Origin of the sequence: Thioclava sp. (assembly GCF_048263065.1) — a bacterium.
Taxonomy (GTDB): Bacteria; Pseudomonadota; Alphaproteobacteria; order Rhodobacterales; family Rhodobacteraceae; genus Thioclava.
Genome location: NZ_JBLXEM010000003.1, coordinates 194,674 through 221,185, shown reverse-complemented (window position 1 = coordinate 221,185; position 26,512 = coordinate 194,674). Strand labels below are relative to the sequence as shown.

The 26,512-nt window shown below is 61.3% G+C and carries 29 protein-coding genes; 13 read left to right on the top strand and 16 right to left on the bottom strand.

All coding sequences use genetic code 11. The features are described 5' to 3' along the window. Positions 1-14: 14 nt before the first annotated feature. Both ACN0SD_RS06410 and ACN0SD_RS06405 read right to left on the bottom strand, forming a co-directional pair. Positions 15-677, bottom strand: coding sequence for an alpha/beta hydrolase (locus ACN0SD_RS06410; RefSeq protein WP_417807394.1), 663 nt, complete (start codon positions 675-677; stop codon positions 15-17). Further along, complete coding sequence (locus ACN0SD_RS06405) at positions 674-1,357, bottom strand: DNA-3-methyladenine glycosylase family protein (RefSeq protein WP_417807393.1); 684 nt, start codon at positions 1,355-1,357, stop codon at positions 674-676. Before ACN0SD_RS06405 ends, ACN0SD_RS06410 begins: the two co-directional genes overlap by 4 nt. Positions 1,358-1,384: 27 nt before the next feature. On the opposite strand from ACN0SD_RS06405, the gene ACN0SD_RS06400 reads away from it, so the two are divergent. Further along, positions 1,385-2,608 (top strand): MFS transporter, encoded by a 1,224-nt coding sequence (locus ACN0SD_RS06400; protein WP_417807392.1) that lies wholly within the window; start codon positions 1,385-1,387, stop codon positions 2,606-2,608. 59 nt (positions 2,609-2,667) lie between these two features. Here ACN0SD_RS06400 and ACN0SD_RS06395 read toward each other — a convergent pair whose 3' ends face one another. Beyond that, positions 2,668-3,342, bottom strand: coding sequence for an AAA family ATPase (locus ACN0SD_RS06395; RefSeq protein WP_417807391.1), 675 nt, complete (start codon positions 3,340-3,342; stop codon positions 2,668-2,670). A 10-nt stretch (positions 3,343-3,352) separates the two neighbouring features. Beyond that, entirely contained in the window at positions 3,353-3,970 is a 618-nt protein-coding gene (locus tag ACN0SD_RS06390; RefSeq protein WP_417807390.1) for a thiamine phosphate synthase, read from the bottom strand. Positions 3,971-4,071: 101 nt separating this feature from the next. Here ACN0SD_RS06390 and ACN0SD_RS06385 point away from each other — a divergent pair, with 101 nt between their 5' ends. From ACN0SD_RS06385 to ACN0SD_RS06355, 7 genes are all read left to right on the top strand, one after another. Further along, the gene (locus tag ACN0SD_RS06385) at positions 4,072-4,824 is read left to right on the top strand and encodes an RNA methyltransferase (protein ID WP_417807389.1); all 753 of its coding nucleotides are present in this window, start codon (positions 4,072-4,074) and stop codon (positions 4,822-4,824) included. Positions 4,825-4,854: 30 nt separating this feature from the next. After that, positions 4,855-5,574, top strand: a complete 720-nt coding sequence (locus ACN0SD_RS06380) for a hypothetical protein (protein WP_417807388.1) — start codon at positions 4,855-4,857, stop codon at positions 5,572-5,574. A 44-nt stretch (positions 5,575-5,618) separates the two neighbouring features. Then, positions 5,619-6,668: an alanine racemase gene (gene alr, locus ACN0SD_RS06375; RefSeq protein ID WP_417807387.1), complete on the top strand. Its 1,050-nt coding sequence runs from the start codon at positions 5,619-5,621 to the stop codon at positions 6,666-6,668. After that, positions 6,665-7,456 carry an MlaE family ABC transporter permease gene (locus ACN0SD_RS06370; protein WP_417807386.1) on the top strand — a complete coding sequence of 264 codons (792 nt, stop codon included), beginning with the start codon at positions 6,665-6,667 and terminating at the stop codon, positions 7,454-7,456. Before alr ends, ACN0SD_RS06370 begins: the two co-directional genes overlap by 4 nt. Beyond that, positions 7,453-8,199: an ABC transporter ATP-binding protein gene (locus ACN0SD_RS06365; protein WP_417807385.1), complete on the top strand. Its 747-nt coding sequence runs from the start codon at positions 7,453-7,455 to the stop codon at positions 8,197-8,199. Before ACN0SD_RS06370 ends, ACN0SD_RS06365 begins: the two co-directional genes overlap by 4 nt. 115 nt (positions 8,200-8,314) lie before the next feature. After that, positions 8,315-9,076 (top strand): DNA repair protein, encoded by a 762-nt coding sequence (locus ACN0SD_RS06360; protein WP_417807384.1) that lies wholly within the window; start codon positions 8,315-8,317, stop codon positions 9,074-9,076. 57 nt (positions 9,077-9,133) lie between these two features. Next, positions 9,134-9,580, top strand: a complete 447-nt coding sequence (locus ACN0SD_RS06355) for a paraquat-inducible protein A (RefSeq protein WP_417807383.1) — start codon at positions 9,134-9,136, stop codon at positions 9,578-9,580. Here ACN0SD_RS06355 and ACN0SD_RS06350 read toward each other — a convergent pair. Further along, positions 9,577-9,804: a DUF1150 family protein gene (locus ACN0SD_RS06350; protein WP_417807382.1), complete on the bottom strand. Its 228-nt coding sequence runs from the start codon at positions 9,802-9,804 to the stop codon at positions 9,577-9,579. The two genes, ACN0SD_RS06355 and ACN0SD_RS06350, sit on opposite strands and share 4 nt — an antisense overlap. 17 nt (positions 9,805-9,821) lie before the next feature. Beyond that, the gene (locus tag ACN0SD_RS06345; protein WP_417807381.1) at positions 9,822-10,235 is read right to left on the bottom strand and encodes an Hsp20 family protein; all 414 of its coding nucleotides are present in this window, start codon (positions 10,233-10,235) and stop codon (positions 9,822-9,824) included. 218 nt (positions 10,236-10,453) lie between these two features. Between ACN0SD_RS06345 and ACN0SD_RS06340 the strand changes: the two genes are divergently transcribed. From ACN0SD_RS06340 to ACN0SD_RS06330, 3 genes are all read left to right on the top strand, one after another. Continuing rightward, positions 10,454-10,672, top strand: a complete 219-nt coding sequence (locus tag ACN0SD_RS06340; RefSeq protein WP_417807380.1) for a YdcH family protein — start codon at positions 10,454-10,456, stop codon at positions 10,670-10,672. A gap of 82 nt (positions 10,673-10,754) precedes the next feature. Continuing rightward, complete coding sequence (purE, locus tag ACN0SD_RS06335; RefSeq protein ID WP_417807379.1) at positions 10,755-11,240, top strand: 5-(carboxyamino)imidazole ribonucleotide mutase; 486 nt, start codon at positions 10,755-10,757, stop codon at positions 11,238-11,240. Continuing rightward, positions 11,233-12,297: a 5-(carboxyamino)imidazole ribonucleotide synthase gene (locus ACN0SD_RS06330; protein WP_417807378.1), complete on the top strand. Its 1,065-nt coding sequence runs from the start codon at positions 11,233-11,235 to the stop codon at positions 12,295-12,297. The genes purE and ACN0SD_RS06330 overlap by 8 nt, the downstream gene beginning before the upstream one ends. 53 nt (positions 12,298-12,350) lie before the next feature. Here ACN0SD_RS06330 and scpA read toward each other — a convergent pair whose 3' ends face one another. Both scpA and ACN0SD_RS06320 read right to left on the bottom strand, forming a co-directional pair. Continuing rightward, a complete protein-coding gene (gene scpA, locus ACN0SD_RS06325) occupies positions 12,351-14,480 on the bottom strand; it encodes a methylmalonyl-CoA mutase (RefSeq protein ID WP_417807377.1) in 2,130 nt (709 codons plus the stop codon). Then, positions 14,452-15,384: a hypothetical protein gene (locus ACN0SD_RS06320; RefSeq protein WP_417807376.1), complete on the bottom strand. Its 933-nt coding sequence runs from the start codon at positions 15,382-15,384 to the stop codon at positions 14,452-14,454. The genes scpA and ACN0SD_RS06320 overlap by 29 nt, the downstream gene beginning before the upstream one ends. A 178-nt stretch (positions 15,385-15,562) precedes the next feature. On the opposite strand from ACN0SD_RS06320, the gene ACN0SD_RS06315 reads away from it, so the two are divergent. Further along, entirely contained in the window at positions 15,563-16,072 is a 510-nt protein-coding gene (locus tag ACN0SD_RS06315; RefSeq protein WP_417807375.1) for a DUF4174 domain-containing protein, read from the top strand. 112 nt (positions 16,073-16,184) lie between these two features. On the opposite strand, the gene ACN0SD_RS06310 is transcribed toward ACN0SD_RS06315, so the two are convergent. From ACN0SD_RS06310 to ACN0SD_RS06290, 5 genes are all read right to left on the bottom strand, one after another. Next, the gene (locus ACN0SD_RS06310; RefSeq protein WP_417807374.1) at positions 16,185-18,188 is read right to left on the bottom strand and encodes an acetyl-CoA carboxylase biotin carboxylase subunit; all 2,004 of its coding nucleotides are present in this window, start codon (positions 18,186-18,188) and stop codon (positions 16,185-16,187) included. A 144-nt stretch (positions 18,189-18,332) separates the two neighbouring features. Further along, positions 18,333-18,539 (bottom strand): hypothetical protein, encoded by a 207-nt coding sequence (locus tag ACN0SD_RS06305; RefSeq protein ID WP_417807373.1) that lies wholly within the window; start codon positions 18,537-18,539, stop codon positions 18,333-18,335. 337 nt (positions 18,540-18,876) lie between these two features. Continuing rightward, on the bottom strand, positions 18,877-19,269 hold the full coding sequence (locus ACN0SD_RS06300) for a hypothetical protein (protein ID WP_417807372.1): 393 nt from the start codon (positions 19,267-19,269) through the stop codon (positions 18,877-18,879). Positions 19,270-20,080: 811 nt separating this feature from the next. Then, the gene (locus ACN0SD_RS06295) at positions 20,081-20,593 is read right to left on the bottom strand and encodes a DUF6497 family protein (protein ID WP_417807371.1); all 513 of its coding nucleotides are present in this window, start codon (positions 20,591-20,593) and stop codon (positions 20,081-20,083) included. A 9-nt stretch (positions 20,594-20,602) separates the two neighbouring features. Continuing rightward, positions 20,603-22,135, bottom strand: a complete 1,533-nt coding sequence (locus ACN0SD_RS06290; RefSeq protein WP_417807370.1) for an acyl-CoA carboxylase subunit beta — start codon at positions 22,133-22,135, stop codon at positions 20,603-20,605. A gap of 221 nt (positions 22,136-22,356) precedes the next feature. Between ACN0SD_RS06290 and ACN0SD_RS06285 the strand changes: the two genes are divergently transcribed. After that, entirely contained in the window at positions 22,357-23,751 is a 1,395-nt protein-coding gene (locus ACN0SD_RS06285; protein WP_417807369.1) for a helix-turn-helix domain-containing protein, read from the top strand. Between the two features lie 58 nt (positions 23,752-23,809). Here ACN0SD_RS06285 and ACN0SD_RS06280 read toward each other — a convergent pair whose 3' ends face one another. The 3 genes from ACN0SD_RS06280 to betA all read right to left on the bottom strand — a co-directional run bounded on the left by ACN0SD_RS06280 (position 23,810) and on the right by betA (position 26,504). Continuing rightward, positions 23,810-24,055, bottom strand: coding sequence for a YdcH family protein (locus ACN0SD_RS06280; RefSeq protein ID WP_417807368.1), 246 nt, complete (start codon positions 24,053-24,055; stop codon positions 23,810-23,812). A gap of 72 nt (positions 24,056-24,127) precedes the next feature. Beyond that, the gene (locus tag ACN0SD_RS06275) at positions 24,128-24,748 is read right to left on the bottom strand and encodes a thermonuclease family protein (RefSeq protein ID WP_417807367.1); all 621 of its coding nucleotides are present in this window, start codon (positions 24,746-24,748) and stop codon (positions 24,128-24,130) included. A gap of 103 nt (positions 24,749-24,851) precedes the next feature. Further along, positions 24,852-26,504: a choline dehydrogenase gene (gene betA / locus ACN0SD_RS06270; RefSeq protein WP_417807545.1), complete on the bottom strand. Its 1,653-nt coding sequence runs from the start codon at positions 26,502-26,504 to the stop codon at positions 24,852-24,854. Between the last annotated feature and the right edge of the window lie 8 nt (positions 26,505-26,512).

The following is a 26,512-nucleotide window of genomic DNA, read 5'->3' as shown; positions in this document are numbered from 1 at the left end:
TGACGATACGCGCCTTAGTCCGCCAGCTTGTCACGTAAAAACGCCAGCGCCACTTGCAACCCATCGGGCGCGATGCCGTGGCCCGTGCCCTCCATGACATGGCCATAGGTTTCAAACCCCGCCGCGACCAGCGCGTTGCCCGCTTTGGACATGTCCTCGAACGGCACAACCGGATCTTGATCGCCATGCACCAACAGCACGGGCGGTTTTGAAATCGCCTCGGATTCCAGCGCTTCGGGACGCAGCAAACGGCCCGAAAACGCCACTAACGCCGCCACCGGCTCGGCGCGACGCGGCAGTACCTCTAGCGCCAGCATTGTGCCTTGCGAAAAACCGATCACGGCGAGTTTCTTTGCCGCAAGACCGTGTTCCTTTAGCAGGTTATCGAGAAATGCGTTCACATCCGCAGCCGCCATTTGCAGCCCCTGCGCGGCGGCTTCCTCAGAGGAATTATCAATCCACGGGATCGGGAACCACTGCCGCCCCATCGGGCTGCCGTTGCACGGCTCGGGCGCGTCAGGGGCCACGAACAACGTATCAGGTAGATGCGGCCCGAGCGGATCGGCCAGCCCCAACAGGTCCGCGCCATCCGCGCCATAGCCGTGCAGCAGCACGACGATGGATTTCACTTTGCCAGATTGCGGCGCCTTGCGGCCGGCTTGCAGTTTGCGTGTCATGGCGCCACTCCTTCGCGATTTTTGCACGCTGCGTAATAGGCCCAAAGGCCGCGCGCTGCAACCGCGCGCCACGGCGACCAAGCCGCGGACAATGCATTGAATTCCTTGCGCTTGGGGCGCTCGGCTAGATCGAAAAGCAAGCGCGCCGCTTCGGCCAGCGCCAGATCGTCGACCGCGAATACATCCGCCCGACCCAGCGCAAATATCAGATACATCTCGACCGTCCAGCGCCCGATGCCGGGGATTGGCAAAAGCTGCGCGATCACCTCTTCATCGGGCAGGCTACGCAAGGCGTCGAAATCCAAGCCAGAGCCCGCAAGCGCTTGCAAATAGCGCACCTTTTGACGCGACAGGCCACAGGCGCGCAAGTCCTCCTCTGTGCCACCCGCAATCGCATTCGGCGCGCCAAAGCCCGCCTCGATCACCCGGCTCTTGATGGCACTGGCCGCCGCGACCGAAACCTGCTGGCCAATGATCGCATCGCGCAACGCGGCGAACCCGTCTTCACGCCGACGCAGCGGCCAAGGCCCGGTCTGCGCGCAAACCTGCGCAAAGCGCGGCTCGCAGGCGCACAGCCATGCCGTGCCCTCGGCAATGTCGTCGTCACAAGTGATGATGCGGCCAACCATGCCGCACCCTGCCCGATCATAACGGCGCTTGCCAGCCCCCCGCTTGCCCATTCTCTCGCGCCGCGCTAGCAAGCGGTTATGAGCGATATCACCTCCCCCCCCGCCTCGCGCCAAAAGCGCAACACCATTGTGCTGGTTCTGGCTCAGGCGCTTTTGGGCGCGCAGATGCCGATGATCTTCACAATCGGCGGGCTGGCGGGGCAGATGCTGGCCTCCAACCCCTGTTTCGCGACGCTACCTTTGTCGCTGATCGTGCTGGGTTCAGTTTTTAGCGCGCAGCCGATGTCGGAGTTCATGGCAGCTTATGGGCGCCGCGCAGGGTTTATTCTGGCCAATGCGGCGGGCGCGGCAGGGGCGGCAGTGGCGGCCTATGCGCTGTATATAGGGTCATTTCCGGTGTTTATGATGGGGTCCTTCCTGACCGGTATCTATATGTCGGCGCAGGGGTTCTACCGCTTTGCCGCGACCGATACCGCCACGCCGGAATTCCAACCCAAGGCGATTTCCTATGTGATGGCGGGTGGTCTGGTGTCCGCAATTATCGGCCCGCAACTGGTCAAGGCCACCAGTCAGGCGATGCTGGTGCCGTTCATGGCGACCTATCTGGTGATCATTGCGATCAACGCGCTTGGGCCGTTCCTGTTTGCCTTTCTCGACATTCCCGCGCCGGGGTGGCGCAAGAAACACGAGCATCACGAGGGCCGCACGCGGCGCGAATTGCTGCGCGATCCGGTGATCGTAGTGGCGATGATCTGCGGCATGGTGTCCTACGCGCTGATGAATCTGGTGATGACCTCGACTCCCTTGGCCGTGGTCGGCTGTGGCTTTGAGCAGGGCGACGCGGCCAATATCGTCTCGGCGCATGTGCTGGCGATGTATCTGCCCAGCTTCTTCACCGGCTATCTGATTTCGTGGTTTGGCAAAGAGGTGATCGTCGGCGTCGGGCTGGTAATTCTGGCGGCCTCGGGGGCGGTGGCGCTGACCGGGGTGGAGCTGGACAAGTTCTATCTGGCGCTGATGCTATTGGGGGTGGGTTGGAATTTCGGCTTCATCGGATCGACTGCGATGCTGGCCTCAGCCCATGCCCCGTCCGAGCGCGGCCATGTGCAGGGGATGAATGATTTCATCGTCTTTGGTGGAGTGTTTCTGGCCTCGCTATCCTCGGGCGGGCTGATGAACTGCTCGGGCGCGGGCAATACGCAAGCGGGCTGGCAAGCGGTCAATCTAGCGATGCTGCCCTTCCTGACGCTGGCGGGTGCGGCCCTGATCTGGCTGGTGATGCGGCCCAAGGAAACGCGCTAAGGGGGCGCTGCCCCCCGCCCGTTCCGGGCTCCCCCGGGATATTTAAGCAAGAGCGAAGTTCAGTCGCGGATCACCAGATCGGCGGGGCGGCCCTCGCGGGCAATCACGCGGCCATTGGGCAAATCGTTTTCCTCAACTCGACAGGTGATTTCGGCAGGGTCGAGACCGACATCCTGCCAACGTTGCACGAGGCGCTCGCGCAAGGTGGCCTCGGGCGTATCAATTCGGATCGAGAGATAAAAGAGCGGGAAAAAATCGCGCCAACCGGGCTGTGTAAGCAGCAGGTAATTGCCCTCGACCAGCACGAAACGCGCGGTTGCGGGCACGGTGGCGCCGCCCTCGACAACGCCGTCGAGATCTCGATCAAAGACCGGCACGGGCGTATCGGTTTGAGCGGTTTTTAACTGTGCGAGCAGAGTGGCCAATCCCTCGGTATCAAAGGTTTGCGGCGCACCTTTGATCGCGCGCAGGTCGTACGCATCCAGCCAGTCATTATCGCGATGAAACCCGTCCATCGCGACAATCGCAGCATCGGAACCAAGCGCTGCCGCCAACTCGCGCGCCAGATGCGACTTGCCAGATCCCGGCGCGCCGACAATCGCGATCAGGTTGCGCGCGCCGTCAAGCTGGCGGATATGGGCGGCCAGATCGGCGCGCGGCACGCGAAGTTCGGGATGCATGAACGCGCCGTGATCGCCCATCGGCCCGTCGCTATCGCCCAGCCAGCCGGTCATCGGTTTTGCCTCAGCCCATCGCGGAGATATAGCGGCCCAGCGCAGCGACCGGATCGTCTTCGCGCCAGATTTCCTCGCCCAAGGCAAACCAATCGGTGACAGGGGCGTATTGCGCGATCAACTCTTCGTTCAACGCGCCTTCGGCCACCACCGGCACTTCGATCACTTCGGACCACCATTCAAACAAATCGAACTCGACGCGATCCGCCGTGCCAAGCGCGGTTTCCCCGACCGGGCCGAAACAGACGTAATCCGCCCCCGCCTCACCTGCGTTCAGCCCCTCGTGGCGTGAGGCCCCGCAAAAACTACCAACGATCGCCTCTTCGCCCAAGGTCTTGCGCGCATAGCGAATTTGACGCGCGCCATCGAGCAGATGCACCCCGTCCAGCCCGTGACGCTCGGCCAGTTGCACATGGCTTTCGATCACCAGCGCCACATCGCGCGCATGGGCCACCTCGCGCAGCGCATCGGCGGCGCGCCCGATCTCGTGCTCATCCTTGAGCGCGATCGAAAGGCGGATACAGGCCACCTCATGGGCGTCCAGCACCGAGGCGAGTTTCGGGGCGAACTCCGCGACGTCAAACGCGGGCGGGGTAATCAGGTAAATCTGCGGGCGATCTTCGGCCATGGCGCGGCTCCTTTAACGGCTTGCACGCCTCATAGCGCAAGCGCCGCGCCCTTGCCAGAGGCCACGCGCCCCCCTATTGAGCCGCCAGACAAGGAGAGACCATGCCCGATCCCATCCCATCCGCGCCGACCCAGCCCGTCTTTGTTCTTGTGCGTCCGCAGATGGGTGAAAATATCGGGGCGGCGGCGCGCGCGATGCTGAACTTTTCGCTCAGCAAGATGCGGCTGGTCGCCCCTCGCGATGGCTGGCCCAACCCCAAGGCAGAGGCGATGGCCTCGGGGGCGGCGGATAAGGTGCTCAATTACGCAGGCGTGTTTGACGATGTGGCAGGCGCGGTGGCCGACTGCGATTTCGTCTTTGCCACCACCGCGCGCGGGCGCGAATTGGCCAAGCCGATCTACACCCCTGAGGCCGCGATGCTAGAGGCGCGCCAACGCATTCTGGCGGGGCAAAAAGTGGCGATCCTGTTTGGCCCCGAGCGCACGGGTCTGGAAAATGACGACATCACGCGCGCCAACGCGATCATCACGGTGCCGGTGAACCCGGAGTTTTTCTCGCTCAATCTGGCGCAGGCCGTGCTGCTGAGCGCCTATGAATATTCGCGCCACAGCTTGCAGGCGACGCCGCGCGATCCGGGGCTGGCCGCCCATATCCCCGCCACCGCGCAGGATGTCGAGAAACTGGGCGACCATTTCGAAACCCGCCTTGACGAGACCGGGTTTTTCACTCCACCCGAGAAGGCCCCGATGATGAAGCGTAATCTGCGCAACATGTGGACCCGATTTGCCATGACGCGCTCCGAAGTGCAGATGCTCCACGGCGCGCTGCGACAAATTTTCCGCGCCCGCGACTAGGGCTTTGCCAATTGGCGCGCTTGGCCCATCATGCCCGCTATGTGGCGTGCGGTTCGAGTATCATTTCTAGCGATTTGCGCAGGTGGCGTGCTGGGTGTGGGCGCGCTTTTGTGGTTTTATCCGGTGCTGGCGGGCGGAATTTGTCCGCATTGTTTCGGGTTGGAACACGTCACTCCGACGTTATATGTCGAAGCCGAAATGTCGCCAGCCGCGCGGCAGGCGTTGATTGCCATGACCACGAAGGCGCAAGAGCAGGTGGCGCAGTTCTACCCCAAACGCCGCGCCCATATCCGCATCCTTGCGTGCGTAACGACCGCCTGCAATCGCAGGTTAGGCGGGCGTGGCGCTGCTGCGGTGACCTATTCGCTCGGGCCGCTTGCCATCGTGCGCGTGGCCCCGCGCGGGCTGAATGAGACCATCCTCGCCCATGAACTGGCCCATACCGAGACCCACGCAAGGCTTGGCGCGCTTGGCCAGATCCGCGACCAAATGCCCGCGTGGTTCGATGAGGGGCTGTCGGTGCTGATCTCTGATGATCCGCGCTATCTCAACCCCGGCATCGGCGTGGACCGCTGCAAGGCCCTGCCCGCCTCCGACCTGCCCGCCTCGCCGTTTGAGTGGGCCCCACGCGCGGCGCGCGACAACGGGCTTTACGCGCAGGCTGCTTGCGCCGTGCTGATCTGGGCCGCGCATAAGGGCGGCACGGACGCCATCACCGCGCGTTTGAAGACAGGCGCGCGGTTTCCGTGATGCTTTGGGCTTGACCTCAGGCCGCGCGCGCAGAAAAAGAAGTCATGGCAAGTGCATCACTCAAAATCGACCTCGACGCTTTGGCTGCGAATTGGACTGCGCTGGATGCGCGCTCGGGCGCGGGCACCCGCACAGCTGCGGTGGTTAAGGCGGACAGCTACGGGCTGGGCGCTGCACGCGTCGCACAAGCCCTTTACCGCGCTGGCGCGCGCACGTTCTTTGTCGCAATCGCCGAGGAAGGCGCAAGATTACGTCCCTATCTTGCGCCGGATGCGCAGATTTTTGTGCTTTCTGGCCATATGGCCGAAGATTCCGAAACCCTGCGCGATGCCAATTTGACGCCCGTGTTGAATTCGCTCGATCAAATCACGCGCCAGTTTGACACCCTGCCCGATGCGCCCTTTGGCGTGCAACTCGACACGGGCATGAACCGGCTTGGTCTTGAACCCGAGGATTGGGCGCAGGCCGCCCCTGCCCTGTTAGCGCGTAACCCTGCCCTGATCATGAGCCATCTTGCCTGCGCAGACGAACCCGATCACGCGATGAACGCACAACAACTCGCCGCTTTCAAACACATGAGCGATGGCACGGGCGTGACGCGCTCGCTCTCGGCGACGGGCGGGATTTTGCTGGGGCCGGACTATCATTTCGAGCTCACGCGCCCCGGCATCGGACTATACGGCGGGCACCCGTTCGACGCAGCGTTGCCGGTCGCCACGCTCTCGCTGCCCGTGATCCAGACCCGCGAGGTCCAACCGGGCGAGACCGTGGGCTATGGCAACCTCTGGCAGGCTGAGCGCGTGACAAAGATCGCCACCGTCTCGGCGGGCTATGCCGATGGTATTCACCGCGTGTTGTCCAATATCTCCGATCTCTGGGCGGGCGATGCGCCCTGTCCGGTGCGCGGGCGGGTGTCGATGGATCTGATCACCGCCGATGTCACTGATCTGGATGACGTGCCCGATACGCTTGATCTGATCTGCCCCGCGCAGGGGATCGACGCGCTGGCCGAACTGGCAGGCACGATTGGCTATGAAATCCTGACCGCGCTGGGGCCGCGCTACACCCGCAACTACATTGAGCGCGGCGCATGAGTAGCGCAAGCCTGACCACCCCGCTTGCCGCGCTGGGGCGCGCAACCTTGGGGTTGATGGCAGCGGCGGGACGTCTGGCGATGTTTGCCGGATCGGCGATCAGCCACCTGTTCCGCCCGCCGTTCTACATCGCGGAGTTCTGGCGCGCTTGCCTCAATATCGGCTGGCTGTCGCTCCCCGTGGTTGGGCTGACGGCGCTGTTCACGGGGGCCGCACTGGCGCTGCAAATCTATGCGGGCAGCGCGCGGTTTTCGGCCGAACAAGTCGTGCCCTCAATCACCGCGATCGGCATGGTGCGCGAACTGGGGCCGGTGCTGGGCGGGCTAATGGTGGCGGCGCGCGTCACCAGTTCCATCGCCGCCGAGGTCGGCACGATGAAAGTCACCGAGCAGATCGACGCGCTCACCACGCTCTCGACCGATCCGATGAAATATCTCACCGTCCCGCGGATGCTGGCTGCGACGCTTTGCGTGCCGGTTCTGGTGGGCGTGGGCGATGTGATCGGGATCATGGGCGGTTGGATGCTGGGCACCTCGCGGCTGGGGTTTAATTCAACCACTTATCTCAAGGTTACTTGGGATTTCCTGCAATTCTGGGATGTCGGCTCGGGGCTCGTCAAAGGTGCGGCGTTCGGCTTTATCGTCGCGATCATGGGCTGCTATTACGGGATGAATTCGCAGCGCGGCGCGCAGGGCGTGGGGCGGGCGACGAAATCGGCTGTGGTCGCGGCCTCGGTCGCAATCCTGACGGTGAATTATCTTCTCACCGAAGCGTTCTTTTCCGCATGATCGAGATCTCCGCCCTGACCAAATCCTTCGGCCCGAAACAGGTGCTGCGCGGCGTCGATCTGGTCGTGCCGTCTGGCAAATCCACCGTCATCATCGGCGGTTCGGGCACGGGCAAATCGGTGCTGCTGAAATGCATCCTTGGGCTGGTGCATCCCGATGGCGGCAAAATCACACTGGATGGCCAAGACGTCACCAAGGGCGAGCGCGAGGCGTTTCTGACCCGGTTTGGGATGCTGTTTCAGGGCGGCGCGCTGTTTGACAGTCTGCCGGTGTGGCAAAACGTGGCCTTCCGCCTGCTGCGCGGATCATTGGCGCGCCCCAAGGACGAAGCCCGCGCCATCGCCATCGAAAAGCTGCGCCGCGTCGGGCTGGATGCAGATGTCGCCGACCTTTACCCCGCCGAACTTTCGGGCGGGATGCAAAAGCGCGTTGGCCTAGCCCGCGCCATCGCCGCCGAGCCCGAGATCATCTTTTTCGACGAACCCACGACCGGGCTCGACCCGATCATGGCCGGCGTTATCAACGAACTGATCCGCGAAATCGTCACCGAGATGGGGGCGACCGCGATCACCATCACCCATGACATGACCTCGGTGCGCGCGATTGCCGACCGGGTGGCGATGATTCACGCAGGTAAAATCCGCTGGGAGGGGCCAATCGCGGAATTGGACGTGACACCCGACCCTTACGTCCAGCAATTCATCAATGGTCGTGCCGAGGGGCCGATCGAAACTTTGCGCTGAAACGCCCACACAATCGCACCAATATCCCCCCGGAACCCCTTGTTCCTTAATCAAGAGTTGATTTTGAGCGGATTTTCGCCGAGACTCGCCTTATAGGGGCCTGGGGGTTGCTAACATGACAGAGAATTTGGGCGGCAGTGCAGCCGTGACGCGCCTTCACGCGCTGATGGGTAAGGCGCTAAGCGCGGCGGTGTTCGTCTTTGCGCTGACAGCCCTGCTTTGGGTGGCGAGTTCGGCGTTGGGCCTTGCCCCGTGGCTGAGTGTTGAGGCGCAAATCGGCACTGTGCCCATCGCGCATTTCGGGATGTGGGTGCAACTGGCGCTGGCGGCTTTGGGCCTGATCCTGATGCTGTATCTGCCCAGCGCCGCGCGCGTTTCGCGCCTTGAGGGCAGTCATCGAAAATTCCACGTCGCGATGGAGGATGTCACGCAGGCCTATCGCGCCGCGCATGAGATCGACCGCAGCGGGGCCTTTGCGCTGTCAGGCGAGTTTGACGCGATGCGCGAACGCATCACTAATCTGCGCCGCCACCCCGATCTGGGCGGGCTGGAACCCGAATTGCTGGAACTCGCCGCGCAAATGAGCCTGCAAAGCCGCGACCTTGCGCGGGTCTATTCCGACAAGAAACTTAGCCGCGCCAAGACATTTCTGGAACAGCGCCAACAAGAGGCCGACAAGCTGGCCGAGCAGATCAAACTGGCGCGCACTACCTGCGACGAGCTGCGCACATGGCTGACAGATGTCGAGACCGAAGAGCGCAACGTCAACGAGCAATTCCACCTGCTCGAACGCGATCTGCGTGACATCCTGCCCGCGCTCGGCTACGAGTTGGAAGATAACACGCAGCCCAACGTCGTGCCGATGCCCAAGAAATAACGGCGTTTACCGTTCACGGATCGGCCCTAAATCCAGCCCTCAGACGCGGCCTAAACCATGCTGAAAATCGCCAATCTGGCGCTGTTGATCTTGTTTCCCATCGCTTGGGCCGCGCCGCTGCTACGCGCGGGCTGGCTGCCGTTTTTCGATCTCGACACGATCTCGGTGCTATCGGGGCTGCAAAGCCTGTGGCGCACGGATGTATTCCTAGCCGTGACAGTCACGTTTCTGGCGCTGTTTGCGCCCTATTTGAAGGTGATCGGGCTGGCACTAGTGCAGTTTGATTTGGCCTCAGAGCGACTGCGCCCTGCGCTTGGCGTGCTGGGCAAGCTCGCAATGGCTGACATCTTTCTGATCGCGATCTACATCGTCGTCGCCAAGGGCATGGGTCTGGGACGGATCGAAACCGGCTGGGGGCTATATCTGTTCACGCTATGCGTGGCCGCCTCTTTCGCGATCTCGATGTTGGACGCGCGCCGCAGCGCACGCCCTGTCGTATCTTAATGCACCCAAACCGGGGCGAGGTCATTCTCGCGCGCGACCATGAAGGCCACCTTGCGATCCTTGACCAGTGCAAGGCGCTCGCCATCCTCGTTGTGGACGGCGTAAAGATGGTCGATCCCGACCAACTCATCCTGCAATTCCTTCGGCAAGTCGATCACCGCCACTTCGCGGATATAGACGATGCGATCGTCGCGCTCGCCGCCAAAGTCGAATTTCGTTTCCATAGCTGCGTCCTCCTGCCTCATTCGCGTTTTATCGGGATGGTTTGCACAATCCGGTCTGGCGCGGAGCGCATCAGATCAATGTGCAGCAACCCGTTTTCCATCGCCGCGCCTGCCACATCGACCCCATCGGCCAGCACGAAGCTGCGTTGAAAGGCCCGTGCGGCAATCCCGCGATGCAGATAGGCTTTATCGCCTGCCTCTTCGGATTGACGCCCGCGGATCACCAGCGCGTGGTGTTCAAGCGTGATCGACAGATCTCCCTCGCTAAACCCAGCAACCGCAAGCGTAACGCGAAACGCATCCTCGCCGGATTGTTCTATGTTATAGGGCGGATAGGCGTCAGACCCTGCTTTCGCGGTCCGCTCTACCAAACGCTCCAACTGGTCGAATCCCAGCAGATAGGGATGCGCCCCAAAGCTTAATTTTGTCATCAGGCAAGCCCTTATCCAAGCGACATTGCAATTCTACGGACCCCGCGCGTCGGCAGCCCTGTTGCTAGAAATATGGGCAGCCCGGCATGTTACCGCAAGTGGCAGGCCCCCATCGTTCATGTTGATTTTTTACCGCAGAGGCAGGAATTTGGTATAAGACTCCCCTGTCCGCCCAAGTTGAGTCGGGCCTTTTGTCAGTCACAAGCGGATTTACGCATATGAACGCTCGTATCGAGATGGAGCACGATGAGGTGCTACGCGTGGAACTCGAGGTTCTTAAACGCGAACACCGCGATCTGGATGAGGCAATCCACGCCCTGACCGCCACCGTGCATTCCGATCAACTGCGCCTCGTGCGGCTGAAAAAACAGAAGCTGGCGTTGAAAGATCAGATCGCGCGGATCGAAGACCAGCTGACCCCCGATATCATCGCCTAAGCGCCCCGAAACGCCCGCCGCAGGGCTTGCCGCCACGCCCCAGCTTTCTATAGTGCGCTCCTGATCTGCAAGGGGGCGTTTTATGGGCGTGAAAGTGGGAATCATCATGGGAAGCCAGTCCGACTGGCCCACGATGAAAGAGGCAGCAACCGTTCTCGATGAACTCGGCGTGGTCTATGAAAGCCGCATCGTCTCGGCCCATCGCACCCCGGATCGGCTTTGGGAGTATGGCAAAACTGCCGTGGATCGCGGCTTGCAGGTGATTATCGCAGGCGCTGGTGGGGCGGCCCATCTGCCGGGCATGATGGCGTCAAAAACCCGCGTGCCGGTGATTGGCGTGCCGGTTCAAACCCGCGCGCTCTCCGGTGTCGACAGTCTTTATTCGATCGTGCAGATGCCCAAGGGCTTCCCCGTTGCCACGATGGCGATTGGCGCGGCGGGGGCTGCCAATGCCGGGCTGATGGCGGCGGGCATTTTGGCGCTGAACGACCCCGATCTGGCGCAGCGCCTTGATGCGTGGCGCAAGGCCCTTTCCGCCTCGATCCCGCAGGAGCCGCAAGATGACTGAGGTGCTCGCGCAAGGCGCCGTGATCGGCGTTCTCGGCGGTGGCCAGTTGGGGCGGATGCTGTCGGTTGCGGCCTCTCGACTGGGCTTTAAGACCCACATTTTTGAGCCTGGCGCGAACCCGCCCGCCGCCGATGTCGCCCATGCCGTGACCACCGCTGCTTATGAGGACGAGGACGCGCTGCGCACCTTTGCCGCCAGCGTCGATGTGATTACTTACGAGTTTGAAAACGTCCCGACCTCGGCGCTGGACCTGCTGGAAACGCTGAAACCCATCCGGCCCAACCGCCGCGCTTTGGCCATCAGTCAGGATCGTCTGCGCGAAAAGGCGTTTCTGAGCGATCTAGGGCTCAGAACTGCGCCGTATGGTGCCGTCGATGACAGCACCGATCTGGCCGAGGCCATCGCGGAAATCGGCTGCCCGGCGATCCTGAAAACCCGCCGTTTCGGCTATGACGGCAAGGGCCAAGCGGTGATCCGTAGTCCCGAAGATGGCGAAGCCGCGCTGGCGTCGCTGGCCGGGGCACCCGCTGTTTACGAGGGCTTCGTCGCGTTCCAAAGCGAGATCTCAGTGATCGGTGCGCGCGGTTTGGATGGCGCGATTGCCTGTTTCGATCCGGGGCAGAACGTGCATACCGATGGCATCTTGCACACCACCACCGTGCCCGCCGCGATCACGCCCAGTCAGCGCACCGATGCGGTGCTGATCGCCGCCAAGATATTGAACAAGCTGGATTATGTCGGGGTGATCGGGGTCGAGCTATTCGTCACCAAAGACGCGCTGATCGTCAACGAATTCGCCCCGCGCGTGCACAATTCCGGCCATTGGACGCAGGCGGGCTGCGCCGTGGATCAGTTCGAGCAGCATATCCGCGCGATCACCGGCTGGCCCTTAGGCGACGGGTCGCGCCATGTCGACGTCGAGATGGAAAACCTGATCGGGGACGATATGGATCGCGTGCCCGACCTCGCCAGCAAGCCGCGCACCCAAATCCATCTTTACGGGAAGGCCGAGGTCAAGCCGGGTCGCAAGATGGGCCATATTAACCGCATCTTGTAACGCGCCCAGACGTGCATGGCCGGGGGGATAAGCCCCCCGACTCGCCAGCTTACTTAGCTGCGATTTTTGCGCACTATGTCCAGAATTTCCCGCGCCGCCAGCGGGATATTCGTGCCCGGCCCGAAGATTGCCTTCACCCCGGCCTTTTTCAAGAAATCGTAATCCTGCTGCGGGATCACTCCGCCGCAAATCACGATGATATCGCCGGCCCCTTTGGCCCGCAGCGCCTCAATCAGCTTAGGCGCAAGCGTCTTGTGACCCGCCGCCTGCGAGGAAATCCCCACCACATGCACGTCATTGTCGATCGCGTCCTGCGCTGCCTCATCGGGCGTCTGGAACAGCGGCCCCACATCGACGTCAAAGCCGATATCGGCGAATGCGGTCGCGATCACCTTGGCGCCGCGATCATGGCCGTCCTGACCCATCTTGACCACCAACATACGCGGGCGACGGCCCTCTTCCTCGGCGAACGCCTCGACATCTTTCTGGATCTGGGCAAAGCCCTCATCACCGTCATAAGCCGCGCCATAGACGCCCGAAAGCGTTTTGACCTCGGCGCGGTGGCGGCCGAATTCTTTCTCCATCGCCATCGAAATCTCTCCTACGCTGGCACGCGCACGCGCGGCATCCACGGCCGCCTCCAGCAGATTGCCGCCCTCTTTCGTGCGCCGCGTGATTTCATCCAAAGCGGCCTGACAGGCAGCCTCGTCACGGGTGGCCCGCATCTTTTCAAGCCGCGCAATCTGGCCGTCGCGCACCATGACATTATCGATATCAAGAATGTCGAGATCGTCTTCCTTGGCCAAACGATACTTGTTCACGCCCACGATCACCTCTTCGCCCCGGTCGATCATTGCCTGACGCTTGGCCGCGGATTCTTCGATGCGCAGCTTGGGCATGCCGCTGGCGACGGCCTTGGTCATACCGCCCATTTCCTCGACTTCTTCCATCAACGCCCAAGCCTTATCGGCCAGTTCCGCCGTCAGGGTTTCGACGTAATAGCTGCCCGCGAGCGGGTCGACGACATGGGTGATCCCGGTCTCTTCTTGCAAGATCAGCTGGGTGTTGCGCGCAATACGGGCGCTGAATTCGGTCGGCAGCGCGATTGCCTCATCCAAAGCGTTGGTATGCAGAGATTGCGTCCCCCCAAGCGCCGCCGCCATCGCCTCATAGGCGGTGCGCACCACGTTGTTATAGGGGTCTTGCTCGGCCAAGCTGACGCCCGAAGTCTGGCAGTGCGTGCGCAGCATACTTGATCCCGGCTTTTGCGGGTTGAACTCGCTCATCACGCGGGTCCACAGCAGACGCGCAGCGCGCAGTTTCGCCGCCTCCATGAAGAAATTCATCCCGATCGCAAAGAAAAAGCTTAGCCGACCGGCGAATTTATCAACATCCATGCCCGCATTAATAGCGGTGCGCACATATTCGCGCCCGTCCGCCAGCGTGAACGCCAGCTCTTGCACAAGGTTCGCGCCCGCCTCTTGCATGTGATAGCCCGAGATCGAAATCGAGTTGAATTTCGGCATCTCGTCGGCGGTATATTCGATGATATCGGCGATGATGCGCATGCTCGGCTCGGGCGGGTAGATATAGGTGTTGCGCACCATGAACTCTTTGAGAACGTCATTCTGGATCGTGCCCGACAGGACCGAGCGATCCACGCCCTGCTCCTCGCCCGTGACGATGAAATTCGCCAGAATCGGAATGACCGCGCCGTTCATCGTCATGGAAACGCTGACTTTATCCAGCGGGATACCGTCAAACAAGATCTTCATATCCTCGACGCTATCAATCGCCACGCCAGCCTTGCCAACGTCCCCCTCGACGCGGGGATGGTCGCTGTCATAGCCGCGGTGCGTTGCCAGATCGAAGGCCACCGACACGCCCTGCTGCCCCGCCGCCAGCGCCTTGCGATAAAACGCGTTGCTTTCCTCAGCGGTCGAGAAACCCGCATATTGGCGGATCGTCCACGGGCGGCCCGCATACATCGTCGCGCGCGGGCCACGGGTGAAGGGCGCGATGCCGGGCATCGTTCCCAGATGATCAAGGCCCGCAGTATCCGCCTCGGTGTAAAGCGGCTTGACCTCGATCCCTTCCAGCGTCTCCCAGTTGAGATCCTCAATCGCGCGCCCGCGCAATTCCTTCTCGGCGAGCTTACGCCAGTCGGCTTGCTTGTCGGTCATGATAATGTCCTTCTTCCTCTGTCGGCGCGCCGGGGTTGGGCCCCGTGACTTGCGCTGAAACGTCCATCCAGTCGATGCCGGGCGGCGCAGCGCGCAGCCAAGCGAGATCCTCTAGGTAATGCGCCACCATCGCGGCGCGCTGCTCCCCCTCAAAAGGCATCCAGCGCGTCTGATGGGGCTGCGCGGGCCTGTGCCCCGCTGCAATCAGGCGCGTGTGTAAATCGCCCAAACGCGGGGCGGTATTATCTCGCCGCCCCGGCTCATACAGGCCCGCAGGCAGGCCCGCACGCGGCATCATTGCGCCAAGCTGCGCACGGTGATCTGCGCCCATGCCCTCATGGCTCCAGACCGAGACTGGCAAACCCAGCGTGTTCCACACCCCGCCAATCACCTGACGCCAGCCGCGCGGATGGCCCGCCAGCCGCGCCAGCGCGCGCGCATCGGGCACCCGCGCGCCGCGCGCCACAGACACGGCCATCACCGAGGCCCACCACATATCATAGCGCCGGATCGAGACCGCAACCCGGCGTAACTGCGGCCCGATGGCACGCGCCACGCGTTCGATGCGCCCCGCCATATCAGGATACAGCGTCAGCATATCCACGCATTGCGGCATCGCGCCAATCACGTTTTCTTCCGAGATAATCAGCCGTTTCATGCCCTGATCGGACAGCCGGTCCAGCTCCATCGCGATAGCCATGCGAATGCGGCCCGCGTTTTGTCCGTCTTGCGGCGTCACCAGATCGGGGCGCTTGATCAGCCCCGAAAACAGTCCCGCGCGCGTGCGGTCCGGCCCCCAATAAGCCGTGCCACTGACCGCCAAAGCATCGGCATTTTGCAACATCCACGCCTGCATCGCCGTCGTTCCGGTGCGATGCGCCCCGATATGCAGAATGACTTCCATTCCACGCCCCCGATTTTTGCGGCAAGGCGCGTGACGCGCCAAACCCGTTTCACCCGGGGATAAGCTTGCGCAGAAAGGTCTTGCGACGTGCTTAAAGTGCGAATTTTGCGAAAATTGGCGCGATGGGGCGTGGTGCGGGCGCCCCTGTGCCCCTATATCTGGGGCAGGAGAGCAGCGCATGACCCCAAGACGACCCTTTGTAATGACGGCCCTTTTGGCGCTGTGCCTTGGCGGCGCGGGTTTTGCGCAAGACGCACCGGTGTCGGCTACGCCCGCCGCCACAGTGCCCCTGCCCGCCCCCGAAACCGTGGCGCAGGACGAAACCGGATTTGCCCCGATTGCGGGGGCGGATGCCTCGCTTGAGGCGCTGATCTGGCAAAAGCGGCCCATCGTGGTGTTTGCCGACAGCCCGTTCGATCCCGCGTTCAAGGACCAGATGCGTCTGCTAGAGGCGCGCTGGCCGGAACTGGCAGCGCGTGATGTTGTGGTGATCGCCGACACCACGCCAAACCCGCCATCGGACGTGCGCCTGAAGTTGCGCCCGCGCGGGTTCTCGCTGGTGATTATCGCCAAGGATGGCACCGTCAATCTGCGCAAACCCCGACCTTGGGACGCGCGCGAAATCATCCGCTCGATCGACAAAATGCCGATCCGACGCGAAGAGATTCGCAACGGCGCGCAGCAATAAGCGGGGCTATCAGACATCAGCCCCTCCACTGCTTCGCCCCGTCAAAACGCGCGCCGCCACAGCGGTTAGGACGAACTGGCCCCACCCCGACTGTCGCGACGCAACGCTCATCTTATTCGAACTCCATGATGATCTCGTCGACCGCAAGGCTTGCGCCTGCCTCACATTTGATCGACTTGACGCGGCCCTTACGCTCGGCGCGCAGGATGTTTTCCATCTTCATCGCCTCGACGGTGGCCAGCGCCTGGCCGTCTTGCACCTCGTCGCCTTCGCCCACGCTGATTTTCACGACCAGACCGGGCATCGGGCAGAGCAGGAATTTCGAGGTATCGGGCGGCAATTTTACCGGCATCAACTGCGCCAGTTCAGCCTGACGTGGCGTGCGCACATGCACCTTCAGATCCGCGCCACGCAGACGAATACGGAACCCCATCGGGATTTTACCGACCTTAAGCACCAGCGGCGCGCCATCGACCATTAGCTTGGCCAGCGGATCGCCCGGCGTCCAGTCGCTTTCAACGCGCATTTCGGAGCCGTCCTCAAACACAATGGTCGAGCCTTGCTTGTCCGCCTTGACCACCAGTTTGAAGTCCTCGCCTTGCAGCGAAACGACCCAGTCTTTGCCAACCTTGCGTTCGTGATTGCCCAGGGTCCCCGAGATCTTCGTGCGCCGTATTTCCGCCACCCGCTCCATCGCCGCCGTGGCCGCCGCCACGCGACACAGAATATCCTGCGACAGCGTCACACCCTCAAAGCCATCGGGATATTCCTCTTCGATAAAGGCGGTAGTGATGTTGCCGGTCTCGAAACGCTCGTGATCCATCACGGCGGCGCAGAACGGCAGGTTGTGACCGATGCCCTCAACTTCAAACGTATCAAGCGCCAGACGCATCTCCTCAATCGCCTCGGCCCGCGTCGGTGCCCAAGTGCACAGCTTGGCGATCATCGGGTCGTAAAACATCGAAATCTCACCGCCCTCATAAACGCCGGTATCGTTGCGCACGATGCCGCCAGCCTGTGTCTTACCCTCAACAGGCGGACGATAGCGGGTCAGGCGGCCAATCGAGGGCAAAAAGCCGCGATAGGGATCTTCGGCGTAAAGGCGGCTTTCGATCGCCCAGCCATTTATGCCGACATCGCTTTGTTTCATCGGCAGTTTCTCTCCGTCAGCGACGCGGATCATCTGCTCGACCAGATCAACGCCCGTGATCAACTCGGTCACCGGGTGTTCCACCTGAAGGCGGGTGTTCATTTCGAGGAAATAGAAATTGCGCTCGCCATCAACGATGAATTCCACGGTGCCTGCGCTGGTGTAATCCACAGCCTTCGCCAGCGCGACGGATTGCTCGCCCATCGCTTTGCGCGTCGCCTCATCCAGAAACGGGCTCGGCGCTTCTTCAATGACCTTCTGGTTGCGCCGCTGGATCGAGCATTCGCGCTCGTTCAGATAGACACAATTGCCATGCTTGTCAGCGAGCACCTGAATTTCAATGTGACGCGGCTGGGTGACGAATTTCTCGATGAAAATGCGGTCATCGCCAAACGAGTTCGCCGCCTCGTTTTTCGACGACTGAAAGCCCTCGCGCGCCTCTTCATCGTTCCACGCGATCCGCATCCCCTTGCCGCCGCCGCCCGCGCTGGCCTTTAGCATCACTGGATAACCAACCTCGCGGCTGATTTTCACCGCCTCATCTGCGTCCTCGATCAGCCCCATGTAACCGGGCACAGTGGACACGCCCGCCTCTTGGGCCAGTTTTTTCGAGGTAATCTTGTCGCCCATCTTCTCAATGGCACCCGAAGGCGGCCCGATAAAGACGACGCCCTCTTTCTCAAGCGCCTCGGCGAATTTCATGTTTTCCGACAGAAACCCATAGCCCGGATGCACGGCCTCAGCGCCGGTCTGGCGGATCGCGTCCATGATCTTGTCGATCACGATATAAGACTGGTTGGCCGGCGCGGGACCAATATGCACCGCCTCATCGGCCATCTGCACATGCAGCGCGTGACGGTCGGCATCGGAATAGACGGCAACCGTCTTGATGCCCATCTTCTGCGCGGATTTTATGACCCGGCAAGCAATCTCGCCGCGGTTTGCAATCAGGATTTTCTTGAACATTTCCGGTCCTTCCCCTCGGGGCGCGCATGGCCCCGTCTGTCGTGATCTTGAGGTGAGAAATAAGAAAAACCGCCACCGGGGCAATTGACCCCAATGACGGCTTTAACGAAATCCTGCGCGCCCGAAGGCTGCGTCAGGTCTATCTTAGTAGCTGCGCGTACACACGCCCGCGTCGTCGCAATAGGTGCCCGCAAGCGCACCAAGCGCCGCGCCCGCGACGATGTTGTTATCGGTTGCGTCTGCGATGACAGCGCCACCTGCGGCGCCTGCCAGCGCGCGCTGACCGTCGGTTTGCATGCAACCTGCAAGCGCAAGGCCTGCGATGAGGATAAGGATAGGGGATTTGCGCATAGGACACTGCCTCCGTGAGCGGTTATTGTTGCTCGCGAATTTATCGCAAAGTCGTGAAAAGCCAATGCAAATCTTGAATGTGTGTCCCGATCGGCAAAGCACCGCCGATTCGCCCTGCTCCTGACCCGCCCTGAAAAAGAAAGCTGCGACCTGACCCGAAGATCAGGCCGCAGAGAAAGGGAAGGGGTAGGGATAGTAAGTCGTGACCCGCAGGGGTTGGGGACTACGCGAGCCACATCCCCAACCTGAACGTCGCACGCCCCGATTGCAAAGCCGAAATTGCGCACTCCCTCAGGTTCGGCGATTTGCCGCCATTTGGGTGGGGTGAGCGGCGAAATCATGCCCAATCCTCATCATCTTCATCCTCAAAGACAAAGCTGGCAGGATCGGCGAACACCTCAGGAAAGGCCGCCTCGGCGCGCTTTGAGTCAATGCGCAACAGCGCCTCATAGCTTTCGGGGTCAAACGGGTCTTCAGCGGGCACCACCTCGCGGCCGAACAACCAACTGATGCGCCCCGCATCCAGATTGCCCCGCTCGAACGGCTCCTCGCCAAAATGCGTCCAAAGCGCTGCCATAAACCCGGCATCGGCCTTGCGATCAGCTGGGGCGCGATCAGCATAGCGCTCACGCTTGATGATCTTCGTCGCGCCTTTCTTATTGGCGCGCCGAATCGTGAATTGATAATCGGTCGAGGGCAAACGCCCAGGAAAACCGCGATGTTTCAGCATGTTGCGCGCCCCCCGATGTAACGTCGAGGATGGCGTATACTCAGGGTCGCGTCAGGGTTGCTGCGCGCCGGTCGGGTTATTTGGAGTAGTGCCGTTTCCGCCACCACCGGGCCCCCTGTAGGGATCGGGTATACACATGGCTGGCGTCTGCGATGTTGACGCCGCTCCAACCTCACCGGGGCCGCAGTCAAGCGGGCAATCAGGCACGCTAGCGGGGTATTGCGAATCGATGTAGCGCCCCGTGGGACGACAGTCACCAACGGCACCGCCGTATTTACCTGTGTAGACAGGCTCAATCGTGACGGGCTCGGGCTCGGGCTTGGGTGCGCAGCCGAAAAGCGCGACGGATGCGGCAAGCATGAGAATGGTTTTCTGTGCCATGGTCCAACGTCCCTCTGTTCAAAGTACCTCTGTTCAAGAAACCGTGAGGAAGCGTAAGCGCCGTAACCCACTCTCGCTAGGCTATCAATTGATATAGACCGTTCGGCTAGGGCGAGGCGCACGCCCCCCCGCCCCAAGCCGGTCTTACTTGTATTTGCCGGTATAGACCGGCTCTTCTGTGACCGGTGCGGGCATTGGCTCGGGCTTGGGCGCGCAAGCTGCGACAAAGCCAACCAGTGACAGTGCAATGAGAAGTTTCGACATGTCGTTCTCCTGTCCAAGGACACGGTCTGACCCGTTCGGGCAGCACCAGCCGCATCCGGTTTCGTTTGGGAGAAAAGATTCTCTTTCCCCAACGACAGGTTAGCCCGCAATACGGGATCACGAAAGCGCGATTTGTGCGTGATCGCCGCGCCCTGCCCCATTGCTGTTAAAAGAACTGCCATTCGCATTTTCCTTCATCGACAGAAAACGTGTCGAAATATTGTGTTGCCGCGTGATCGACCTCGCCAAAGGGCACGATTCGATCCGACAGGCTGATGACCACTTCCGCGGGCTCTGGCGCAGGGCGCGCAATGCGCGGGGCGACCCAAGTATCGCACAGCGCCGCGATATCGGCCAAAGCGATGTCGGGGCTAAGCGGACTGCGCCCGCCAATCTGCGGCGCGAGAAAGCGAAACCGATAGGTCAATCCTTGCGTCCCCTGAGCCGTATGAATCACGTCAATCCACCAAATCTTTTGCCCTGATGGCACCGCAATCACCTTGCCTTGCGTGCCTTTTGGCCCATCTCCGGGCTCCAGATCATCGGGATGCATCACCACCCCGTAATCCGGCATAGGGCTGACCTCGCGCAGATCTTGGGCACGGGCCGGACAGCCTAGCAGCGCCCCGGCCAAAAGCCCGGAGCCAAGTGCCCTGAAACCGAACTCGATCCGCCCCATCACATCCCCTTACAGCGGTATATTGTCGTGTTTCTTCCATGGGTTGGTCAGTTTCTTGGACCGCAGCGAGGCAAACGCCCGCGCCACGCGCCGCCGGGTCGAGCGCGGCTGGATCACCTCGTCGATAAAGCCCTTTTCAGCGGCCACGAACGGGTTGGCAAAGCGGTGCTCATAATCAGCGGTGCGCTGCGCGATTTTGTCCTTATCGCCCAGCTCGCTGCGATACAGAATCTCGACCGCGCCCTTGGCGCCCATCACTGCGATCTCGGCGGTGGGCCAAGCATAGTTAAAATCGCCGCGCAGGTGTTTGGACGCCATCACGTCATACGCGCCGCCATAGGCTTTGCGCGTGATCAACGTGACTTTCGGCACCGTCGCCTCGCCATACGCAAACAGCAACTTTGCGCCGTGCTTGATCACGCCGCCATACTCCTGCCCGGTGCCCGGCAAAAAGCCCGGCACATCGACCAGCGTCAGGATCGGAATTTCGAACGCATCGCAGAACCGCACGAATCGCGCGGCCTTGCGGCTGGAATCGATATCCAAGCAGCCCGCCAGCACCATCGGTTGGTTCGCAACAACCCCAACCGTCTGCCCCTCAAGCCGGATAAATCCGGTGATGATATTGCCCGCGAAGTCCTTTTGGATCTCAAAGAAATCACCCTCATCGGCGATTTTCTGGATCAGCTCCTTCATGTCGTAAGGCGTATTCGGGTTGCTCGGAATCAGCGTATCCAGCGAGGCCTCAATGCGATCCACATCGTCAAAGAAGGGCCGCACGGGTGCCTTTTCACGATTGGAGAGCGGCAGGAAATCGATCAGGCGACGCGTCTCGATCAGCGCCTCGACATCATTCTCATAGGCCCCATCGGCCACCGAAGACTTCTTGGTATGCGTACCAGCCCCGCCCAGTTCTTCGGCTGTAACCACCTCATTCGTCACGGTTTTCACCACGTCCGGGCCGGTGACAAACATATACGAGCTGTCCTTTACCATAAAGATAAAGTCCGTCATCGCCGGGCTATACACCGCTCCCCCCGCGCACGGCCCCATGATCAAGCTGATCTGAGGCACAACGCCGCTGGCCATGATATTGCGCTGGAACACATCGGCATATCCGGCGAGCGAGGCCACACCCTCTTGAATGCGCGCACCACCCGAATCGTTGATCCCGATCACCGGCGCGCCATTTTGCACCGCCATATCCATGATCTTGCAGATTTTCTCGGCATGGGTCTCGCTTAGCGAGCCGCCAAACACTGTGAAATCTTGGCTGAACACATACACCATGCGCCCGTTCACCGTGCCCCAACCGGTGATCACGCCATCGCCGTAAGGCTTGCTCTCATCCATCCCGAAATCGGTGCAGCGATGGGTTTTGAACATGTCGAACTCTTCGAAAGAGCCCTCATCCAACAGCAATTCAACCCGCTCACGCGCGGTCAGCTTGCCCTTTTTGTGCTGCGCTTCAATGCGCTTTTCACCGCCACCCAATCGCGCCTGCGCGCGCCGGTCTTCAAGCTCTTCCAGGATGTCTCGCATGGGGGTCCTCCGAATATTTCAACGCACAATATACAAGCGCAACGCCGTTACAAAGGGGATTTCAGAAAATTTGCAAAACATTGCCAGACCTCATTTTGCTAATTGCAAAATTGCAAACTCACCACAGCGAACTAACAACCCGGTCTTGGCGGCAAACCGCGCGCGACGTTTGACGACGATGATTTGCAAAGCTACAAACCGATTTGCAAAGGGAGGGCATGATGGCAATTCAGAAACTCTATGCAGGGGTGAAGCTGCGCGAAACCCGCACCCGTCTGGGCCTGACGCAAAAGGCCTTTGCCGAACGACTCGGCGTCTCGTTGCCCTATCTCAACCAGATGGAAAACAATCACCGCCCGGTTTCGGCGCAGGTGGTGCTGGCGCTGGCCTCTGAATTTGGCCTTGATGTTACCGAGCTGTCGGCAGGCGATGCCGAGCGTCTGGTCAGCGACATGCGCGAGGCACTGGCCGATCCGATTTTCTCTGACGGGGCACCGCCACTGGCCGATCTGCGCCTTGCAGCCTCGAATGCCCCCGCCCTCGCGCGCGCCTTTCTGGAAATGCACCGCGCCTATCGCCAGACCCATGAACGCCTTGCCTCACTGGATGAGGCTTTAGGGCGTGACGGGCCGCATATGATCACCAGTCCTTGGGAAGAGGTGCGCGACTTCTTTCACTATTGCGACAATTACATCGACGCGGTGGATCGCGCCGCCGAACGCTATTCCTGCCCCAATGGCACGCGCTTGGAACCCATTCCTCATGCAATCGAGACCCTCGCCAAGCGGGGCGTAAAAGTGCAATTTTCCGACATTGGCCCGTTGCGCGCACTTGATGGCGATCGCCTTGCGATCAACGCCCATGTCGGCAAGCCAACGCAGGCGTTTCAGCTGCTTCATCAGGTCGCTCTGCTCACCCAGAACGAGCTGCTCGAAGCCACTCTCGACCTTGCGCGCTTTCAATCCGACACGGCGCGCGCCATCGCGAAAATCGGTCTGGCGAACTATTTCGCGGGCGCGGCGCTGCTGCCCTATCGTCCCTTCCTCGCCGCCGCCCAAGACACCCGCCACGATCTTGAACGGCTTTGCGACATCTTCACCGCTTCAATCGAGCAAGTCGCCCACCGCCTCTCCACCCTGCAACGCCCCGGTGCCAAGGGCATCCCCTTCTTCTTTGTGCGGGTCGATCAGGCTGGAACGATCACCAAACGCCACTCCGCCACACGGCTGCAATTCGCCCGGTTTGGCGGTGCCTGCCCGCTGTGGAACGTCCACCAAGCCTTTGAAACCCCAACACGTTTTCTGCGCCAACTGGCCGAGACGCCCGACGGGATGCGCTATCTCTGCCTTGCACGCGACGTGTCCAAACCCGGCGGCAGCTTCACCGCTCCCGTGCGGCGCTACGCGATTTGTCTGGGCTGCGAGGTCAGCCACGCGCAGGGCTTGATTTACGCCGACGATATGGAGTTGGGCAATCCCAAGGCCTATGAGCCCATCGGCATTTCTTGCCGGATCTGCGAGCGCAAGAACTGCCATCAACGCTCCGTTCCCCCGCTAGAGCGCCGTTTGCATGTCGATCCCGACCATCGCGGCCTTCTGCCCTACGATATCGCCTAAAAAAAGCGCCCCGAGGTCTCCCCCGAGGCGCATTTCAATCTGGTATCAAACGTCGCGATCAGACGGCGGCTTCGCTCAACATCCGTGCGATCTCGTCTTTCACCGCAGCGCGTTTCTTGCGCAGATCGGTCTCGGTCAACGAATCAACCGGATCAACGTTGGTCTCGGCGCGATGCACCTGATCGTTCAGCACGTCATAGTCTTCCAACAGCTTTGCAAAATGCGCGTTCGAGATTTTCAAAGCGTGCAATTGCTCAAGCTGTTGCGGAAATTCCTCTTGCAGCGTGTGCGGCGTATTGGACATGTCGTCTCCCTCTCCATCAAATCAGATTGATTCTACCGCAGCGGTTACCGCGCCACCTTGATGCGCGTCAAGTCAGCCCCCCGCGCGCCGCCATCCCGCCGCTTTCGCCTGCGTCTCCGAGCAAAACCACCGCTCACCCTTGCGCGTGTTGATCCGCGTGGCCGCGTAAGACCGCATCCCCCGCAGATGATACAGGTGCCCGCGCATCGAAATATTTCCCTTAATCGCACATCCCGCCTGCGGTGGGGGCGCAGCAGAACTGGCCCGCTTTTGCGCGCGCACCAAATCAGGTCGTTCGGCGCTGCCTTGCCAAACCCCGCGCCGTGCCGATTTCGCCTCGGCCTCTTGGCGCACATAGGCCATGGAGTATTTGCGATAGGCAAAGGCCGCCCCGCGCGCCACCATCGCCGCGTTCACATCGCGCCCGCCCGCATGACACACGGCAATCAGACGGCCATAGCGATCCTCTTCATCGCCCGAACAACGCACCCCTTGCTTGGCCAATTCGCGCAAGCTCTGCGTCGCTGCCACCCCGCAAGACCACGCCCCGCCAGAGGCGCGCTGGCATGTTTGTTTCGATTCTGGCGCATCAATGCCAAACAGGCGCACCCGCGTATTTTCAACGACCAAAGTGTCACCATCTACCACGCGCGGCACGCCCGAAACGGTCGAGGCCACGGCCGGCGAGAGCATTGCCAATAAAAGTAAACAAAACCTGAACATGCCCCACATATGGTAGGATACCCACGCAGGATCAATCTATTTCGTGGCGGAAGGTTAATTCGACCCGCGGCTTTTAACGCTGTGCCACCTGCCAGTTACCCGCGACTTCCGGCACCAAATTCTCCCGCGCCAACGGCGCGCGCCCCAACAGATGATCGGCGATTTTCTCGCCCACCATGATCGAGGGCGCATTCAGATTGCCATTGGTGATGCGCGGAAAGACCGAGCTATCGGCCACCCGCAGCCCTTGCACACCAATCACGCTCCCCTCGGGGTCCACCACCGCGCCGGGATCATCGATCGCCCCCATCCGCGCGGTGCCGCAGGGATGATAGGCGCTCTCGGCATGCTCGCGGATGAAGGCGTCAATCTGATCGTCGCTTTGCACATCCGCCCCCGGCTGGATCTCACGCGCGACATGGGTGGCCATTGCGGGCTGGTCGAAAATCTCGCGCGTGAGCCGGATACATTTGCGAAACTCTGCCCAGTCATCGGGATGGCTCATGTAGTTAAAGCGGATCTCGGGCGCCATTGCCGGATCACCGCCCGCCAACCGAACCGAGCCGCGCGATTTCGACCGCATCGGCCCGACATGCGCTTGAAACCCGTGCCCCTCAGCCACCGCGCGGCCATCATAACGCACGGCAATCGGCAGGAAGTGATATTGAATATCAGGATAGGCAATCCCGGCATCCGAGCGGATGAACCCACAAGCCTCAAACTGGTTCGACGCGCCAAGCCCGCGCTTGCCCAACAACCATTGCGCCCCGACCCAAGCCTTGCCCGCAAGGTTCCAATAACGAAACAACGTTATCGGCTCTTTCGCGGAAAATTGCATATATATTTCAAGGTGATCTTGCAGGTTCGCACCCACGCCCACACGATCCGCCAACACCTTAATCCCGTGTTCGCGCAAATGATCCGCCGGGCCAATCCCCGACAGCATCAACAACTTGGGCGTATTGATCGAACTGGCCGCCAACACCACCTCGCGCCCCGCCGAAATCACCTCGACACGGCCCTTGCGCAACACCTCAACACCGACCGCGCGCGCGCCCTCAAACACCACGCGCTGCGCCAACGCACGCACGATACGCAACCGCCCCGTCTTAAGCGCCGGACGCAAATACGCATTGGCCGCCGACCACCGCTGCCCCTTGTAAATCGTGGCCTCCATCGGACCAAAACCCTCTTGGCGCGCCCCGTTGTAATCCTCGCTCACCGGATAGCCCGCCTGCTGCCCCGCTTGGATAAACGCATCAAAGAGCGGGTTTGCCCGCGGCCCGCGCGTCACATGCAATGGCCCGGCATCGCCACGCCACTGCGACGCGCCGCCATGCCAATGCTCCATCCGCTTGAAATAGGGCAGCACATCGGCAAAGCCCCAGCCGCGCGCGCCGCTCTCTTCCCAATGATCGAAATCGCGCGCATGACCACGCACATAAACCATCCCGTTGATGCTGGACGACCCGCCCAGCACCTTGCCGCGCGGCGTGGCCAGCTTGCGCCCGCCCAGCCCCGGCTCTGGCTGACTGGCAAACCCCCAGTCATACATCGCCATGTTCATCGGATAGCTCAGCGCACCGGGCATCTGGATGAACGGCCCCGCGTCAGATCCGCCATGCTCGATCACCAACACATCGCGCCCAGCCTCAACCAGCCGATACGCCAGCGCCGAACCACCCGAGCCAGCGCCTACAATCACAAATTCCGCCTGCACACTCATTTTCATCT

Coding starts and splice junctions, on each gene's coding strand:
- ACN0SD_RS06410 (WP_417807394.1), bottom strand. CDS start 677: ATGACACGCAAACTGCAAGCCGGCCGCAAGGCGCCGCAATCTGGCAAA.
- ACN0SD_RS06405 (WP_417807393.1), bottom strand. CDS start 1,357: ATGGGCAAGCGGGGGGCTGGCAAGCGCCGTTATGATCGGGCAGGGTGC.
- ACN0SD_RS06400 (WP_417807392.1), top strand. CDS start 1,385: ATGAGCGATATCACCTCCCCCCCCGCCTCGCGCCAAAAGCGCAACACC.
- ACN0SD_RS06395 (WP_417807391.1), bottom strand. CDS start 3,342: ATGACCGGCTGGCTGGGCGATAGCGACGGGCCGATGGGCGATCACGGC.
- ACN0SD_RS06390 (WP_417807390.1), bottom strand. CDS start 3,970: ATGGCCGAAGATCGCCCGCAGATTTACCTGATTACCCCGCCCGCGTTT.
- ACN0SD_RS06385 (WP_417807389.1), top strand. CDS start 4,072: ATGCCCGATCCCATCCCATCCGCGCCGACCCAGCCCGTCTTTGTTCTT.
- ACN0SD_RS06380 (WP_417807388.1), top strand. CDS start 4,855: ATGCCCGCTATGTGGCGTGCGGTTCGAGTATCATTTCTAGCGATTTGC.
- alr (WP_417807387.1), top strand. CDS start 5,619: ATGGCAAGTGCATCACTCAAAATCGACCTCGACGCTTTGGCTGCGAAT.
- ACN0SD_RS06370 (WP_417807386.1), top strand. CDS start 6,665: ATGAGTAGCGCAAGCCTGACCACCCCGCTTGCCGCGCTGGGGCGCGCA.
- ACN0SD_RS06365 (WP_417807385.1), top strand. CDS start 7,453: ATGATCGAGATCTCCGCCCTGACCAAATCCTTCGGCCCGAAACAGGTG.
- ACN0SD_RS06360 (WP_417807384.1), top strand. CDS start 8,315: ATGACAGAGAATTTGGGCGGCAGTGCAGCCGTGACGCGCCTTCACGCG.
- ACN0SD_RS06355 (WP_417807383.1), top strand. CDS start 9,134: ATGCTGAAAATCGCCAATCTGGCGCTGTTGATCTTGTTTCCCATCGCT.
- ACN0SD_RS06350 (WP_417807382.1), bottom strand. CDS start 9,804: ATGGAAACGAAATTCGACTTTGGCGGCGAGCGCGACGATCGCATCGTC.
- ACN0SD_RS06345 (WP_417807381.1), bottom strand. CDS start 10,235: ATGACAAAATTAAGCTTTGGGGCGCATCCCTATCTGCTGGGATTCGAC.
- ACN0SD_RS06340 (WP_417807380.1), top strand. CDS start 10,454: ATGAACGCTCGTATCGAGATGGAGCACGATGAGGTGCTACGCGTGGAA.
- purE (WP_417807379.1), top strand. CDS start 10,755: ATGGGCGTGAAAGTGGGAATCATCATGGGAAGCCAGTCCGACTGGCCC.
- ACN0SD_RS06330 (WP_417807378.1), top strand. CDS start 11,233: ATGACTGAGGTGCTCGCGCAAGGCGCCGTGATCGGCGTTCTCGGCGGT.
- scpA (WP_417807377.1), bottom strand. CDS start 14,480: ATGACCGACAAGCAAGCCGACTGGCGTAAGCTCGCCGAGAAGGAATTG.
- ACN0SD_RS06320 (WP_417807376.1), bottom strand. CDS start 15,384: ATGGAAGTCATTCTGCATATCGGGGCGCATCGCACCGGAACGACGGCG.
- ACN0SD_RS06315 (WP_417807375.1), top strand. CDS start 15,563: ATGACCCCAAGACGACCCTTTGTAATGACGGCCCTTTTGGCGCTGTGC.
- ACN0SD_RS06310 (WP_417807374.1), bottom strand. CDS start 18,188: ATGTTCAAGAAAATCCTGATTGCAAACCGCGGCGAGATTGCTTGCCGG.
- ACN0SD_RS06305 (WP_417807373.1), bottom strand. CDS start 18,539: ATGCGCAAATCCCCTATCCTTATCCTCATCGCAGGCCTTGCGCTTGCA.
- ACN0SD_RS06300 (WP_417807372.1), bottom strand. CDS start 19,269: ATGCTGAAACATCGCGGTTTTCCTGGGCGTTTGCCCTCGACCGATTAT.
- ACN0SD_RS06295 (WP_417807371.1), bottom strand. CDS start 20,593: ATGGGGCGGATCGAGTTCGGTTTCAGGGCACTTGGCTCCGGGCTTTTG.
- ACN0SD_RS06290 (WP_417807370.1), bottom strand. CDS start 22,135: ATGCGAGACATCCTGGAAGAGCTTGAAGACCGGCGCGCGCAGGCGCGA.
- ACN0SD_RS06285 (WP_417807369.1), top strand. CDS start 22,357: ATGGCAATTCAGAAACTCTATGCAGGGGTGAAGCTGCGCGAAACCCGC.
- ACN0SD_RS06280 (WP_417807368.1), bottom strand. CDS start 24,055: ATGTCCAATACGCCGCACACGCTGCAAGAGGAATTTCCGCAACAGCTT.
- ACN0SD_RS06275 (WP_417807367.1), bottom strand. CDS start 24,748: ATGCTCTCGCCGGCCGTGGCCTCGACCGTTTCGGGCGTGCCGCGCGTG.
- betA (WP_417807545.1), bottom strand. CDS start 26,504: ATGAGTGTGCAGGCGGAATTTGTGATTGTAGGCGCTGGCTCGGGTGGT.